The organism is Stenotrophomonas nitritireducens (assembly GCF_001700965.1).
Taxonomy (GTDB): Bacteria; Pseudomonadota; Gammaproteobacteria; order Xanthomonadales; family Xanthomonadaceae; genus Stenotrophomonas; species Stenotrophomonas nitritireducens_A.
The window spans coordinates 4,216,303-4,227,905 of the sequence record NZ_CP016756.1; the positions used below are offsets into that span (position 1 = coordinate 4,216,303).

At 63.0% G+C, this 11,603-nt stretch carries 7 protein-coding genes; 5 read left to right on the top strand and 2 right to left on the bottom strand.

The features are described 5' to 3' along the window. Positions 1 to 95: 95 nt before the first annotated feature. On the top strand, positions 96 to 1,619 hold the full coding sequence (locus BCV67_RS18075; protein WP_062167776.1) for a calcineurin-like phosphoesterase C-terminal domain-containing protein: 1,524 nt from the start codon (positions 96 to 98) through the stop codon (positions 1,617 to 1,619). 489 nt (positions 1,620 to 2,108) lie between these two features. Here BCV67_RS18075 and BCV67_RS18080 read toward each other — a convergent pair whose 3' ends face one another. Next, positions 2,109 to 3,791: a long-chain fatty acid--CoA ligase gene (locus BCV67_RS18080; protein ID WP_062167775.1), complete on the bottom strand. Its 1,683-nt coding sequence runs from the start codon at positions 3,789 to 3,791 to the stop codon at positions 2,109 to 2,111. Positions 3,792 to 3,896: 105 nt separating this feature from the next. Here BCV67_RS18080 and BCV67_RS18085 point away from each other — a divergent pair, with 105 nt between their 5' ends. Beyond that, entirely contained in the window at positions 3,897 to 4,349 is a 453-nt protein-coding gene (locus BCV67_RS18085) for a nuclear transport factor 2 family protein (protein WP_062167774.1), read from the top strand. A 367-nt stretch (positions 4,350 to 4,716) separates the two neighbouring features. On the opposite strand, the gene acnA is transcribed toward BCV67_RS18085, so the two are convergent. Then, the gene (gene acnA, locus BCV67_RS18090; protein WP_062167773.1) at positions 4,717 to 7,482 is read right to left on the bottom strand and encodes an aconitate hydratase AcnA; all 2,766 of its coding nucleotides are present in this window, start codon (positions 7,480 to 7,482) and stop codon (positions 4,717 to 4,719) included. A gap of 280 nt (positions 7,483 to 7,762) precedes the next feature. On the opposite strand from acnA, the gene BCV67_RS18095 reads away from it, so the two are divergent. From BCV67_RS18095 to acnB, 3 genes are read left to right on the top strand one after another with little or no spacing between them, the layout of a single operon-like run. Further along, the gene (locus tag BCV67_RS18095) at positions 7,763 to 7,996 is read left to right on the top strand and encodes an AbrB/MazE/SpoVT family DNA-binding domain-containing protein (protein WP_062167771.1); all 234 of its coding nucleotides are present in this window, start codon (positions 7,763 to 7,765) and stop codon (positions 7,994 to 7,996) included. Next, positions 7,993 to 8,391, top strand: coding sequence for a type II toxin-antitoxin system VapC family toxin (locus BCV67_RS18100; RefSeq protein ID WP_062167770.1), 399 nt, complete (start codon positions 7,993 to 7,995; stop codon positions 8,389 to 8,391). Before BCV67_RS18095 ends, BCV67_RS18100 begins: the two co-directional genes overlap by 4 nt. A 38-nt stretch (positions 8,392 to 8,429) precedes the next feature. Then, positions 8,430 to 11,021 (top strand): bifunctional aconitate hydratase 2/2-methylisocitrate dehydratase, encoded by a 2,592-nt coding sequence (gene acnB / locus BCV67_RS18105; RefSeq protein ID WP_062167769.1) that lies wholly within the window; start codon positions 8,430 to 8,432, stop codon positions 11,019 to 11,021. Positions 11,022 to 11,603 lie beyond the last annotated feature (582 nt).

An 11,603-nucleotide genomic window follows, 5' to 3' on the forward strand; every position in this document is an offset into this window, starting at 1 on the left:
TCGGCTCTACCTGGGTATTGCTCGCCAGCTGACGCAACCCTGCTGCAGCATCCGGGGGCGATAATGGGCCACTGTCCAACGTTGCCGAGGAACCCATGCGCCCATCCCTGCTGACTGCCGTGCTGCTGGCCTGCGTACCGTTTGCTGCCAGCGCTTCCTGCCTCCAAGGCGCGGTCTTCCTCGATCGCAACGGCAATGGGCAACAGGACGCAGGCGAACAGCCCTTGGCGGCTATCCGCGTATCCGACGGCCAGCATATCGTCAGCACCGGCAAGGACGGCCGCTATCAACTGCCCGCATCCAGCCAGCCGAATGTCTTCCTGATCAAACCGGCCGGCTACAGCGCAGCCCAGCGTTACGATGGCCTGCCGGATGTCTGGCGGCCGCAGGCAGGCGAGGGCGATGCGCAGTGCCGCTCGTTCGCGCTGATGCCGGACAAGAGCGCACCCAGCAGCTTCCAGGCTTTGTTGCTGGCCGACAGCCAGACCAGCAACGCGTTGGATGTGAGCTACTTCGAGCGCGACATCATTGAACCGCTGCGTGGCAAGCACCAGGCGCGTTTGGGCATGACCTTGGGCGACATCACCAATGACGACCCCAGCCTCTACCCGGCGCTGACCAAAGCGGTGACCTCGCTGGGCGTGCCGTGGCTGCACGTGCCAGGCAACCACGACATGGACTTGGGCGCTAGCACCGACGCCAATTCGCTGGACAGCTACCATCGTGTGCTGGGCCCGGACACCTATGCCTGGGAAGAGGCGTCAATGGTCTTCATCGGCCTGGACGACATCCTCGCCCAGCCCGGCCAGAAGCCGGCCTATATCGGTGGCCTGCGCGAGGATCAGTTCGCCTTCCTTGAGGCCTATCTGCCGACCATCCCGAAAGACAAACTGGTGGTGCTGGGCTTCCACATTCCCTTGTTCGATCACGTCTACCGGGCGGAAGACCGCGCGCGGCTGTTCAAGCTGCTGGAGCAGGTGCCACATCCGTTGATCGTCAGTGGCCACACCCACAACCAGAGCCAGAAGTTCTGGGGGGCGCAGGACGGTTGGAACGGTACCAAACCGCTGCACGAATACAATGTGGGCGCCGCCTGCGGTGCCTTCTGGTCGGGGGTGAAGGATGCGCAGGGCATTCCGGATACCACCATGGCGGACGGCACGCCCAATGGTTATGGCTTGCTCAACATCCGCCCGCACGGCCAGTACAGCGTTGAGTACCGCGTTGCCCGTGTCCCGGCCGATCAGCAGATCGCGTTGCATGCACCCAAGGTGCTTCGCCAGGGCGCTTACCCGGCCTGGGGTATCTACGCAAATGTGTTCATGGGCTACGCTGGCCTGCCGGTCGAGTTCCGCGTCGATGATGGACAGTGGCAGCCGATGAAGCAGGTCGAGCAGCCGGATCCACGCTTGCTGGTGGAAAACATCGCCGATGATCTGGCCGACACGCTGCGCGGCTACGATCGCTCGCCGGAAGCCGTGCCATCCAGCCATTTGTGGCGCGGCGCGTTGCCGACCAAGCTGGCCGAGGGCGAACATGCGGTGGAAGTGCGAACCGTGTTGAACGGTGTGGAATACCGCAGTCAAGCCAGCTACCGGCTGCAGAGCGCCACGCCGTAAAGGCAAGCAAGGTTGTTGTGTTGTGGGAGCGGCGTAAGCCGCGAAGCTGGGAATGCTTCGCGGCCAGAGATTTCCGTAACCTAACAGTCCGTTAGCTTCGCGGCTTATGCCGCTCCCACAATGCGGGTCGGCCGTTTTTTTTGTAGGAGCGGCGTTAGCCGCGAAGCTGGAAATGCTTCACGGCCAGAGATTTCCGTAACCTAACAGTCCGTTAGCTTCGCGGCTTTTGCCGCTCCCACATTGGAGGGCGGCTGGCTGTTTTTGTTTTTGTGGGAGCGGCGTAAGCCGCGAAGCTGGCAATGCTTGGCGGTCAAAGATTTCCGCGGGCTGACAATCTACGAGCTTCGCGGCTTACGCCGCTCCTACATCCGTTGCCGCCGGCTGTTGAAATTGCATAAAAAAACCTCCCTGTTGCCAGGGAGGTTTGTGGGTGTCACGCAGCCTGTTTCAGGTCGGCGGCATCAGGTCGCCTATATCAAACCGCCGGCATCAAGCTTCCGGCTTGGCGTCGCGCAGTTCGCGGCGCAGGATCTTGCCGACGTTGGTCTTGGGCAGTTCCTTGCGGAACTCAACGATGCGCGGGTGCTTGTAGCCGGTCAGGTTCGCACGGGCGAATTCCTTGACCTGCTCCTCGGTGAGGTTGGGGTCCTTCTTGACGATGACCACCTTCACCACTTCGCCCGACTTCTCGCTGGGTGCGCCGACTGCTGCCACTTCCAGCACGCCCGGCATCATCGCGATCACGTCTTCGATTTCGTTCGGATAGACGTTGAAGCCGGACACCAGAATCATGTCCTTCTTGCGGTCGACAATATAGAAGAAGCCGTTCTCGTCCATGCGCGCCATGTCGCCGGTATGCAGCCAGCCTTCGGCGTCCATGACCTTTTCGGTCTCGTCGGGGCGGTGCCAATAACCCTTCATCACCTGCGGGCCGCGAATGCACAGCTCGCCTACTTCGCCCATCGCCACCATCTGGCCGTCGTCGTTCTTGACGCAGGCATCGGTGGAGGGGATCGGCAGGCCGATGGCGCCGTTGTATTCCTTCAGGTCCAGCGGGTTGATGCAGGCCGCCGGCGAGGTCTCGGTCAGGCCGTAGGCTTCCACCAGGGTGACGCCGGTAACCTTCTTCCACTTGTCGGCCACGGCGCGCTGCACCGCCATGCCGCCGCCAAGGGCGAACTTCAGATTGGAGAAGTCGACTTCATCGAAACCTTCCGTGTTCAGCAGGCCATTGAACAGCGTGTTGACACCGGTGATGGCGGTGAAGCGGTTGTTCTTGAGCTCCTTGATGAAACCCTTCATGTCGCGCGGGTTGGTGATCAGGTAGTTCAGGCCGCCGAGCTTCATGAAGACCAGACCGTTCGCCGTCAACGCGAAGATGTGGTACAGCGGCAGCGCGGTGATGATCACTTCCTCGCCCGGCTTGACGCCCGAGGCGCCGATCCAGGCCGAGGCCTGCTGCATGTTGGCGATCAGGTTGCGGTGCGTCAGCATTGCGCCCTTGGCCACGCCGGTGGTGCCACCGGTGTACTGCAGGAAGGCGATGTCCTCGTGGTCGACTTCGACCACCGGCATGCTGTGGCTCTTGCCCAGCTTCAGCGCATCCTTGAAGCGGATGGCGTTGGGCAGGTCATAGTCCGGCACCATCTTCTTCACGTACTTCAGCACGAAGTTGACGATGGGGCCCTTGGGGAAGCCGAGCATGTCGCCCAGGCCGGTGGTGATGACCTGCTTGACCGGCGTATCGGCAATGACCTGCTGCACGGTGTCGCCGAAGTTGTCGACCACCAGCAGCACGGAGACACCGGCATCGGCCAGCTGATGCTTGAGCTCGCGCGCGGTGTACAGCGGGTTGACGTTCACCACCGTCAGCCCGGCGCGCAGGATGCCGAAAATGGCGATCGGGTACTGCAGGCAGTTGGGCATCATGATCGCCACGCGATCACCCTTTTTCAGCTGCAGCTCGCCCAGCAGGTAGGCGGCAAACTGGGTGACCAGCACGTCGGCTTCGCCATAGGTCAGCACCTTGCCGAAGTTGGAATAGGCCGGGCGATCACGGAACTTGGCAACCGAGGCGTTGAAGACATCGGCGACGGAGTGGAATTCGTTGACGTCGATTTCAGCTGGTACGCCAGCCGGGTAGCTCTGCAGCCAAGGACGTTCTTGAGTCATCTTCCCCTCCAGGAAATGGAATGATCTAGTGGTCAGGCCCGTAGTGCGGGCACTGGCGTAATTGTTGTCAGCATACCGTTCCGAATTGAAAAGGCGAAGGGATAGATGATTCGAACAGTCTTCAACGGCGTTCTTTGTGCGGTGATCATGCTTTTGCTGGCCGCTTGTGGCCGCGAACTGCCGGAGCAGCGCCTGCGCACCACGTTTGCTGCAATGCAGGAAAACGTGGAGGCGGGCAAGCCCGGGGCCTTCATGGATGCGGTGGCGCCGGATTTTGTCGGCAACCAAGGGCTGGACCGGGCCGGCCTGGAGCGGCTGCTGCGCGGGCAGTTGCTGCTCAATGCCAAGGTTGCCATCCAGACCGGGCCATTGCGGGTGGAGATGGGCGAGGGTGGAACCGCCACGGTCCGGTTCACCGTGCTGCTGACCGGCGGTAGCCGCGGACTGCTGCCTGAGCGTGGGCAGATGCAGGAAGTGGTTTCCGGCTGGCGTGAGCAGGACGGGGAGTGGCAGGTGTACAGCGCGGATTGGGGGCCGGTTGGGGGTGAAGGTGGGTGAGGGATTTAGCGGGGCAGCGCGTCGGAGCCGCGGATTTTCAGAGGCTTGGTGATTTGCAGGCTTCCCCCTCTCCCCAACCCCCGCTCCGCGCCCCGGCCTTCGCTTGCGCTAAGGCGCTCTGAGAGCAGCGAACCAATGGTTCGCAAGCTGCTCTCAACCGCCCCGCAAGGGGAGAGGGGCTCAGTGTGCTGCGAGTTCAAGCATTGCGTGCAATTGCAGCTTAAGCCCCTCTCCCCTTGCGGGAGAGGGGTTGGGGAGAGGGGGAGCTTTCGCTCATGGCCTCTACAACAAACACGCCATCGCAAAAAAAGAACGCCCCAATCGGGGCGTTCTTCATTCATCAGCGTGCAGATTCAGGGGTGATGATTCAGGCCGCCTTTTTCCCTGCCAACTGCCGCAACACATACTGCAGCAGGCCGCCATTGCGGAAGTACTCCACTTCCTTCGGCGTCAACAGCAGCACCTTGGTGGTGAAAGTCTTCCTGCTGCCATCGGCCTTGGTAGCGGTGACGGTGGCACTTTTGGCCTTGCCGTCATCCAGCCCGGTGATGTCGAACACTTCCGAGCCATCCAGCCCCAGGGTCTGGGCGTTCTCGCCTTCATGGAACTGCAGCGGCAGCACGCCCATGCCGACCAGGTTGGAGCGGTGGATGCGCTCGAAGCTCTCGGCGATCACCGCCTTGACGCCCAGCAGGTTGGTGCCCTTGGCCGCCCAGTCGCGCGAGGAGCCGGTGCCGTATTCCTTGCCCGCCATCACCACCAGCGGTACGCCGTCGGCCTTGTACTTCATTGCCGCGTCATAGATCGCCAGCTTCTCGCCGGTGGTGCTGCCCGGTGCGTAATACAGCGTATTGCCACCTTCTTCGCCACCAAACATCAGGTTCTTGATGCGGATGTTGGCGAAGGTGCCGCGCACCATCACATCGTCGTTGCCGCGACGGCTGCCGTAGCTGTTGAAGTCGGCCGGCTGCACGCCGCGCGACTGCAGGAAGCGGCCTGCCGGCGAATCCTTCTTGATGTTGCCGGCCGGGGAAATGTGGTCGGTGGTGATCGAGTCACCAAACAGCCCCATTACCCGTGCGCCGTGGATGTCGCTGATAGTGCCGACCTGCATGGTCATGCCGTCGAAGTAGGGCGGGTTCTTGATGTAGGTCGAGTCGCCACTCCAGGCATAGGCTTGGCCTTCCGGCGATTCGATCTGCGCCCAGCGGCTGTCGCCCTTGAACACATCGGCGTAGTTCTGCTTGAACATTTCCGGGCCGACGGTGGCGGCGATGGTGTCGCCGATTTCCTTGTTGCTCGGCCAGATGTCGCGCAGGTAGACGTCCTTGCCATCGCTGCCCTTGCCCAGCGGCTGCGTGGTCAGGTCGATGTTGACCGTGCCGGCGATGGCGTAGGCCACCACCAGCGGCGGCGAAGCCAGGTAATTGGCCTTCACTTCCGGGTGCACGCGGCCTTCGAAGTTGCGGTTGCCGGACAGCACCGACGCCACCACCAGTTCGTTCTCGGCAATGCCGGCGGACACGGCTTCCGGCAGCGGGCCGGAGTTGCCGATACAGGTGGTACAACCGTAGCCGACGACGAAGAAGCCCAGCTTCTCCAGGTCGGTCAGCACGCCGGCTTTTTCCAGATAGTCGGTGACCACGCGCGAGCCTGGGCCGAGCGAGGTCTTCACCCACGGCTTGGCCTTCAGGCCGATGCGCGCTGCATTGCGTGCCAGCAAGCCGGCGCCCAGCATCACCGCCGGGTTGGAGGTGTTGGTGCACGAGGTGATGGCGGCGATCACCACCGAGCCGTCGGACAGTTCGGTGTCTTCGTCGTTGATGCGGATCTTGGAGATGGGCTTGGCCGCCAGGCGCTTGGCCTGCGGCTGGTCGCCACCTTCCTCGTCGAACTCCTGCACCGCGCAGCCCACCTTGGATTTGCGGTTGGCGGTAAGCGTGGTCAGGGCCTCGGCGAAATTGCTGTGCACGTCTTCCAGCAGCACGCGGTCCTGCGGGCGCTTGGGGCCGGCCATGGACGGCTTGACGTCACCCATGTTCAGTTCCAACGTGGCGCTGTACTGCGCATGCGCGCTGTTGGCGTCGTGCCACAGGCCCTGCGCCTTGGCATAGGCTTCGACCAGGTTGATCTGCGCCTCGCTGCGGCCGGACAGGCGCAGGTAGGTCAGCGACTCGGCATCGATCGGGAAAATGCCGCAGGTGGCGCCGTATTCCGGGGCCATGTTGGCGATGGTGGCACGGTCGGCCAGCGGCAGGTGCTGCAGGCCCTCGCCGTAGAACTCGACGAACTTGCCGACCACACCGAGCTTGCGCAGCATCTGGGTGACGGTCAGCACCAGGTCGGTGGCGGTAGTGCCCTCGGGCAGCTTGCCGGTCAGCTTGAAGCCGACCACCTGCGGGATCAGCATCGACGAGGGCTGGCCCAGCATCGCGGCCTCGGCCTCGATGCCGCCCACGCCCCAGCCCAGCACGCCGATGCCGTTGATCATCGTGGTGTGCGAGTCGGTGCCGAATACGGTGTCCGGGAAGGCCCAGTTGGTGCCGTCGATCTGCCGTTCCATCACCACGGGGGCGAGGTTTTCCAGGTTCACCTGGTGGACGATGCCGGTGTTCGGCGGCACCACCTTGAAGTTCTCGAAGGCCTTCTGGCCCCAGCGCAGGAAGCTGTAACGCTCGCGATTGCGCTCGAATTCGATCTTGCCGTTGAGGTCCAGCGCATCCGGGCGGCCGAACACGTCCACCTGCACGGAGTGGTCGATGACCAGCTCGGAGGGGATCAGCGGGTTGATCTGCGCGGCGTTGCCGCCGAGCTTGGTCACTGCATCGCGCATCGCGGCCAGGTCAACCACGCAGGGCACGCCGGTGAAATCCTGCAGCACCACGCGGGCTGGCATGAAGGCGATTTCGGTGTCGGGCTCGGCCTTGGGGTTCCAGCGGGCCACCGCTTCGATGTGGTCCGGGCCGACGGTCTGGCCGCCGTCCTCGTGCCGGAGCAGGTTCTCCAGCAGGATCTTCATCGAATAGGGAAGGTGGGAGATGTCGAATTTCTGGCCGAGCTTGGGAAGGCTGCAGTACGTGTACTGCTGGCCGCCAACCTCCAGTTGGCTACGGGTGGAGAATGTATCGCTCATACGGCTGACTCCTCTTGGTGCAGATGGCTTGCGGCGGTGCGTGGGCACCGCGCGGGCTTTCCAGAGCCATGGGCCCTGTCAGTGAATGCCATCCGAGTATGGACGATGCACCCACCTTCCGGCGCATGGTGGCTGGCGCCAGTTTAGGCAACGGCATGTTGCGCCCATGTAACGGTACAGCTGCGGCCAAGCCAGGCCGGACGGGGCTTGCGGGCAGACAGTAGGTTGGGGTATGCGGTCCAAAGTATGTATAATTCGTACATACTTCATTGGAGGTCCCATGGAAGCCACCGTAGCTGAACGCGGGCAGATCACCCTGCCCAAGGCCGTGCGCGACGCCCTGGGCCTGACCAAGGGCACCCAGCTCAAGGTTGAGCTGGAAGGCAGCCGCATCATCCTGCGCAAGAGCGTGGACGACGCCATCTCACGTGCCCGCGGCAAATTCGCGCTGGACGGTTTCGAGTCGGCCGAGCAGGCCGTGCGCACCGTGCGTGACGAGGCCGACCCGGCATGATCGCGGTCGACTCCCCGGTCCTGATCGAACTGCTCAGCGATGGCCCCCGTGCCGACGCGGTGGAGGCCTGCCTGCGGCAGGCACTGATCGGCGGCCGGGTGGTCATCTGCGGTACCACCCTTGCCGAGATCTGTGCCTCGCTGCGCGGCGGCGCCGAGGTACAGGAAGCGCTGGAGGAAATGGGTGTCCATTTCAATCCGCTGGAAGCCAAATCCGCGTTGCGTGCCGGCGAGATGCACCGCCGTCACCGGCAACGCAGCGGCGAGACGCGCCGCATCGACGATTTCATGGTGGGCGCCCACGCACTGCTGCAGTGCGACGGCCTGATCACCTGGAACGACACGTTTTATCGCGATTACTTCAAGGGCTTGAAGCTGATCGTGCCGCAAAGCTGAGCCCATCCATTCTTTAACCGTTACACCCGGGAGTTGTCATGTTGGAAGCCTATCGCCACCACGTAGCTGAGCGCGCCGCGCTTGGCATCCCGCCGTTGCCGCTGACCGCACAGCAGACGGCCGACGTCATCGAGCTGCTGAAGAACCCGCCGGCAGGTGAGGCCGAGTTCCTGCTCGACCTGATCACCCACCGCGTACCGGCCGGCGTCGATGACGCTGCCAAGGTCAAGGCTTCGTACCTGGCCGCCATCGCCTTCGGCAGCGAGAAGAACGCGCTGATCAGCCGCGCGCGCGCCACCGAACTGCTGGGCACCATGCTGGGTGGCTACAACGTTGCCCCGCTGATCCAGCTGCTGGACGACGCCGAAGTGGGCGCCATTGCCGCCAGCGGCCTGAAGCACACCCTGCTGGTATTCGATGCGTTCCACGACGTGCAGGAAAAGGCCAAGGCCGGCAACGCCCATGCACAGGGCGTGCTGCAGAGCTGGGCCGATGCCGAGTGGTTTACCAGCAAGCCGGAAGTGCCGCAGAGCCTGACCATCACCGTGTTCAAGGTGCCGGGCGAAACCAATACCGACGACCTGTCGCCGGCACCTGACGCCACCACCCGCCCGGACATCCCGCTGCATGCGCTGGCGATGCTGAAGAACAAGCGTCCCGACGCGCCGTTCGTGCCGGAAGAAGACGGCAAGCGCGGCCCGATCCAGGAAATCCTGTCGCTGAAGGAAAAGGGCAACCTGGTTGCCTACGTTGGCGACGTGGTCGGCACCGGTTCCAGCCGCAAATCCGCCACCAACTCGGTGCTGTGGTTCACCGGTGAAGACATTCCCTTCATCCCGAACAAGCGCTTCGGCGGCGTGTGCCTGGGTTCGAAGATCGCCCCGATCTTCTACAACACCATGGAAGACGCCGGCGCACTGCCGATCGAGCTGGACGTGTCGAAGATGGAGCACGGCGATGTCGTCGAGCTGCGTCCGTACGACGGCAAGGCACTGAAGAACGGTGAAGTGATCGCCGAGTTCCAGGTCAAGAGCGACGTGCTGTTCGACGAAGTGCGCGCCGGTGGCCGCATTCCGCTGATCATCGGCCGTGGCCTGACCGCCAAGGCGCGCGAAGCGCTGGGCCTGCCGGTGACCGACCTGTTCCGCCTGCCGGTGCAGCCGGCCGATACCGGCAAGGGTTACTCGCTGGCGCAGAAGATGGTTGGCCGCGCCTGTGGCTTGCCGGAAGGCAAGGGTATGCGCCCGGGCACCTACTGCGAACCGAAGATGACCTCGGTGGGCTCGCAGGACACCACCGGTCCGATGACCCGTGACGAGCTGAAGGACCTGGCTTGCCTGGGCTTCTCGGCCGACCTGGTGATGCAGTCGTTCTGCCACACCGCTGCCTACCCGAAGCCGGTGGACGTGAAGACCCACCACACCCTGCCGGAGTTCATCTCCACCCGTGGCGGCGTCTCGCTGCGTCCAGGCGATGGCGTGATCCACAGCTGGCTCAACCGCATGCTGCTGCCGGACACCGTCGGTACCGGTGGTGACTCGCATACCCGTTTCCCGGTCGGCATTTCGTTCCCGGCCGGTTCGGGCCTGGTGGCCTTCGCTGCTGCTACCGGTGTGATGCCGCTGGACATGCCGGAATCGGTGCTGGTGCGCTTCAAGGGCAAGATGCAGCCGGGCGTGACCCTGCGTGATCTGGTCAACGCGATCCCGCTGTACGCCATCAAGTCCGGTCTGCTGACCGTGGCCAAGGCTGGCAAGAAGAACATCTTCTCCGGCCGCATTCTTGAAATCGAAGGTCTGCCGGACCTGAAGGTCGAGCAGGCATTCGAACTGTCCGATGCCTCGGCTGAGCGTTCGGCGGCGGGTTGTTCGGTGCACCTGAACAAGGAGCCGATCATCGAGTACCTCAACAGCAACATCACCCTGCTGAAGTGGATGATTGCCGAGGGTTACCAGGATGCCCGTTCGCTGGCCCGTCGCATCGAGAAGATGGAAGCCTGGCTGGCCAACCCGGAACTGCTGCAGGGCGATGCCGACGCCGAATACGCCGCCGTCATCGAAATCGACCTGGCCGACATCCACGAGCCGATCGTGGCCTGCCCGAACGACCCGGACGACGTGAAGACCTTGTCCGAAGTTGCTGGTGCCAAGATCGATGAAGTGTTCATCGGTTCGTGCATGACCAACATCGGTCACTTCCGTGCCGCTGCCAAGCTGCTGGAAGGCAAGCGCGACATCCCGACCCGTCTGTGGGTTGCCCCGCCGACCAAGATGGATGCTTCCGAGCTGACCAAGGAAGGCGTGTACGGCACCTTCGGCGCTGCTGGCGCACGCATGGAAATGCCGGGCTGCTCGCTGTGCATGGGCAACCAGGCGCAGATCCGCGAAGGCTCCACCGCGATGTCGACCTCGACCCGCAACTTCCCCAACCGTCTGGGCCGCAACACCAACGTGTATCTTGGTTCGGCCGAACTGGCCGCGATCTGCTCGCGTCTGGGCCGCATCCCGACCAAGGAAGAGTACATGGCCGATGTCGGCGTGCTGGATGCTGCTGGCAGCGAGATCTACCGTTACATGAACTTCGACCAGATCAGCGATTACAAGGACGTGGCCGATTCGGTCAACGCCTGAGTTGTAGCTGAGAAGTAAAAGCTTGAACGAAAAACCCCGGCGCAAGCCGGGGTTTTTTGTTGTCTGCAGAAGCCGAGATGAAGATTGCGGCAATGGTTGGATGTGGGTGATAGGTTGTGGGAGCTGCATCAGCCGCGAAGCTGATGCAGTGTCAGCTTGCGGAAATCCCGGTGATTCATTGATCCCAGCTTCGCGGCTCACGCCGCTCCTACAAAAGCCTTGGTCGGCTTGTGGGAGCGGCGTGAGCCGCGAGACTGAAAGGGTGTCAGCTTGTGGAAATCCCGGTGATTCATTGATCCCGGCTTCGCGGCTTACGCCGCTCCTACAAAGCCTTGGTCAGCTTGTGGGAGCGGCGTGAGCCGCGAAGCTGAAAGGGTGTCAGCTTGTGGAAATCCCGGTCATTCATTGATCCCGGCTTCGCGGCTGACGCCGCTCCTACAAAGCCTTGGACAGCTTGAAGGAGCGGCATAAGCCGCGAAGCTGATGCGGTGTCAGCCTGCGGAAATCAGGGTTGTTCAATGATCCCGGTTTCGCGGCTTACGCCGCTCCCACAAAAGCAGAGCTTGCTGGCTTGCCTGCGGG

Excerpts from the sequence above, each read along its gene's own strand:
- BCV67_RS18085 (WP_062167774.1), top strand. The coding sequence starts at position 3,897 with ATGATTCGAACAGTCTTCAACGGCGTTCTTTGTGCGGTGATCATGCTT.
- BCV67_RS18075 (WP_062167776.1), top strand. The coding sequence starts at position 96 with ATGCGCCCATCCCTGCTGACTGCCGTGCTGCTGGCCTGCGTACCGTTT.
- BCV67_RS18095 (WP_062167771.1), top strand. The coding sequence starts at position 7,763 with ATGGAAGCCACCGTAGCTGAACGCGGGCAGATCACCCTGCCCAAGGCC.
- BCV67_RS18080 (WP_062167775.1), bottom strand. The coding sequence starts at position 3,791 with ATGACTCAAGAACGTCCTTGGCTGCAGAGCTACCCGGCTGGCGTACCA.
- acnA (WP_062167773.1), bottom strand. The coding sequence starts at position 7,482 with ATGAGCGATACATTCTCCACCCGTAGCCAACTGGAGGTTGGCGGCCAG.
- acnB (WP_062167769.1), top strand. The coding sequence starts at position 8,430 with ATGTTGGAAGCCTATCGCCACCACGTAGCTGAGCGCGCCGCGCTTGGC.
- BCV67_RS18100 (WP_062167770.1), top strand. The coding sequence starts at position 7,993 with ATGATCGCGGTCGACTCCCCGGTCCTGATCGAACTGCTCAGCGATGGC.